Source organism: Erythrobacter sp., assembly GCF_038133525.1.
Taxonomy (GTDB): domain Bacteria; phylum Pseudomonadota; class Alphaproteobacteria; order Sphingomonadales; family Sphingomonadaceae; genus Qipengyuania.
Genome location: NZ_JAYPTL010000137.1, coordinates 1 through 2,415, shown reverse-complemented (window position 1 = coordinate 2,415; position 2,415 = coordinate 1). Strand labels below are relative to the sequence as shown.

Genomic DNA, 2,415 nt, shown 5'->3' with positions numbered 1-2,415 from the left:
CGCAGCCTCGGCACCGCAGTGTGCGCAGGGGCCGCCGCTCGTGCTCGTGGCCCTTGGTCGGATCAGCGTGCCATTGGTCTCGACGGGCGGCGGAGAGCCCGCGGCCCTCCAGACAAACTGCGTCGCTCGCATCGTGGGCTCCTATGAATAGGCACGTATGAAATGCATTGCTATGGGCCATTCATCCCATGTGCGGCCCGCGCTTCTCCGGCACCACGTCGAGCCCGCACCGGCAGCGGTCGCCGAGCCGGTCGCCGGCCTAGCGGAGCATGGGCAGGGCCACATACCCTCTGCTTTGCGTTTGGCCGAACAATAGCTTTCATCATGCGCCCCCAACGTACCTAATCACGATCAACGAAAGCGCTAGTCACCAAGGCGTTTTGTAGACAAAACTCAAGCGTTCTCCTGCTCGACCAACCATGTGGCCCGCTCTGCCCCAGCGCGAAGAGCCAGTTCCACGCACCGCTCTTCCATGCGCGCGTTGGCCACGCGGAGTGGATACAAAATGCCATCGCCGCCGCTCCAGCCACGGTAGTGTGCCGCGTGAAATAAGTTGTGCAACTTCTCCAGCATTAGGCTGAGACCGCATCGGTGTGCGTCTACGTCCTCGTAGTCTGGGCCGCCGTATTTGAGCCCACATGGCCACGCCACCGGTGAATAACGCAAGAGCGTCTGATAGGCCACATCGCGTAGGTCCTCTGGGAACGCGTCTGTTCCACCCTCGGCGCGTAACAACTCACCCACGTTGGCCACGTCTTGGATGATCTGCTGTTCAAAATCCTCAAACTGCTCAGGCGGTAAGTTTCGCAAAACGGTTATCTTATTATCAAAGTACGTTGTCATACACGGCCTCTCGCAATGGCTTCGGAATCGCGTTTTCGACGGTTCGCATATCAACTCTCCTCCACAACAGACCATTCGCCGTCGAGCCCGAGCCGCGCCCGCACCTTCGCCCGCAGCACGAGCGCGTCCGGCGCGAGGGTCTCCGGCGCGGCGAGCGCGTGATCGCGCACCGCGTGGAGCACCTGCGAGGCAACGTCCTCGGCGAGCGCCTGCGCGGTGTCGCCGTGTGCTGCCACGATGCCGAGGTCCGGAATCGCAACCGTGAGCATGGTCGGGTGCGACCTTGCTTGGGTTGCCCGTCGCAATGCCGAGGCGATCGCCTCGGGCCCCGCATCGTCTGGAAGCACCTCCCCGAGGCTCATTCATCGGTTCCACTCCACGACGACGATCTCGATACCCTCAGACGCGCGTTCCACGATTGGTCGCACTTCATCCCATCGCAATCCGCCGAACCCGCAGCCGATGTGTGGCATGCCGACACGTCTCACATTTGCGGCGCGCGCGTGTCGCACCATTCCACTGACCGCCCCTTCAATCGCCGGCAGCATTGCGCACGGTCCCGGCCTTGGCTGTGTCGCGAGGCAATAGATCCAGCGCGGCGAGGTCGCCGCGCAAGGCAGACAGGTGCCGGGCCGTAAGGTGCCGTTCAGGCACGCCGTGCGGTAGCGGTGGAACATAACCGGCCAGCGCCGCTTGAACTCAACCGCGATACCAGCGCCCATGACGCCCATGCAGTTGACCCCATGCGCGAGCGCGTCAATGCCGAGCGTGAACAGGTCACCGCGGATCTCGGTCAACATGGGTCGTCCTCCCGCAGCCGACGTAGTTCTCGCGCGCCTTCCTCGATCGTGATCTCTCGCCGGAGAACGCGCCTCCAGATGCGGATCGCCGGATAGCAGGTGATGTCTGGCGCCCGCGGCACGTCCCGCCCAAGAAGCCACCGCACTCGCTTCGCCCGAAGGAAGCCGAGAAGCGCTTCGGTGACCCCCGTCTCGACCTGGGCCAGGTTTACAAGCAACGCCCCGACAAACCATGCCCATCCGGCGCCGCGAAACACAAGCAGCAAGGACACTCCAGGAGTCACCGCGCACAGCAATTCCAGCCACCCGCCTGCAAAGTTCCACCGCTGCGCGCGGCGCCACATGAGGCCAAGTCGGCGCGCGGTGTCGAGGAAACCGCGCCGTGGTCGGCTCACGAGGGCACGCGTAGCGGGCGAGCGATAGGGACTCATCACGCACCTCGCAGTCTTGCGATCACGCCCCGTCCGCCGACCGTCGTGTGCGCAGCATCACGCCGTGGGTGATGACCGCAGCGTTCGCAGTCGGCCGTACCATGTTTGCAGCGGAATCGATGTGGCGCCTCAGCGACAAAAGTGGGCTGAAATTCAATGCTGTGCGTAGCAATGACTTCCGCGTCAGGCACGTTCGGCGCGCGTGGGTGGTGGCTCACTTTGCGGCCTCCCTGTCTTTCGCCTCGGCGCGGAGGTGCTCGGCAAGCGCGCCCCACGCGGCGAGCTTGTCGTAGCCCGCCTCCTCGCAGATCTGCTCTTCGTCGATCCGCATGTCGCCAATG

The 2,415-nt window shown here is 64.0% G+C and carries 3 protein-coding genes; all 3 read right to left on the bottom strand.

Going from position 1 to position 2,415, the window contains the following annotated elements:
* Positions 1 to 393: 393 nt before the first annotated feature.
* Positions 394 to 843, bottom strand: coding sequence for a hypothetical protein (locus AAFM29_RS17165; protein WP_341713945.1), 450 nt, complete (start codon positions 841 to 843; stop codon positions 394 to 396).
* A gap of 50 nt (positions 844 to 893) precedes the next feature.
* Positions 894 to 1,112, bottom strand: a complete 219-nt coding sequence (locus AAFM29_RS17160; protein ID WP_341713944.1) for a hypothetical protein — start codon at positions 1,110 to 1,112, stop codon at positions 894 to 896.
* Positions 1,113 to 1,205: 93 nt separating this feature from the next.
* Positions 1,206 to 1,643 (bottom strand): macro domain-containing protein, encoded by a 438-nt coding sequence (locus AAFM29_RS17155; RefSeq protein WP_341713943.1) that lies wholly within the window; start codon positions 1,641 to 1,643, stop codon positions 1,206 to 1,208.
* Positions 1,644 to 2,415 lie beyond the last annotated feature (772 nt).

Coding starts and splice junctions, on each gene's coding strand:
- AAFM29_RS17165 (WP_341713945.1), bottom strand. CDS start 843: ATGACAACGTACTTTGATAATAAGATAACCGTTTTGCGAAACTTACCG.
- AAFM29_RS17160 (WP_341713944.1), bottom strand. CDS start 1,112: ATGCTCACGGTTGCGATTCCGGACCTCGGCATCGTGGCAGCACACGGC.
- AAFM29_RS17155 (WP_341713943.1), bottom strand. CDS start 1,643: ATGTTGACCGAGATCCGCGGTGACCTGTTCACGCTCGGCATTGACGCG.